The organism is Dyella sp. 01L423 (genome assembly GCF_056399945.1).
In genome coordinates this window covers 1-433 of the sequence record NZ_JBFTSI010000047.1, presented here as the reverse complement: position 1 = coordinate 433, position 433 = coordinate 1, and the positions used below count along the sequence as shown (strand labels likewise).

The 433-nt window shown below is 61.9% G+C and carries 1 protein-coding gene; it reads left to right on the top strand.

Annotation, left to right across the window (positions count from 1 at the left end; all coding sequences use genetic code 11):
* A partial coding sequence (locus AC1DMY_RS20995) for a sensor histidine kinase (RefSeq protein ID WP_477166774.1) occupies nucleotides 1-433 on the top strand: 433 nt, incomplete at both ends.

Here is a 433-nt window from a genome sequence, read left to right as displayed (position 1 = left end):
GTCATCAACCGCAAGCTGGTCGATATCAAGGGCCAGATGCTCCAGCAGGAGAAGATGGCGGCCATCGGTACGCTGGCGGCGGGGTTGCTGCACGAAGTCAACAATCCGGTGAACTTCTGCCTGATGGCGATCGAGGTGGCCATGGAGGAACCGGTCACCAAGAACGAGCCGGGCCTCGAGGAATGCCTGGTCGATGCCAAGCAGGGCATGCAGCGCATCCAGCATATCGTCTCCGACCTGAAGACATTCGCCTACCGCAAGCCGGGGGCCGAGGTGGAGGGCACCCCGTTCCTGTTCGAGAAGGCGCTCGACTCATCGGTCCGGCTGACCGCGCACGAGTTGCGCGGCGTAAAGGTCACGCGCGAATTGCCCGACGATACGCTGGTGATGGGCGACGAAGCGGCCATTATCGGCGTGCTGATCAACCTTTTCT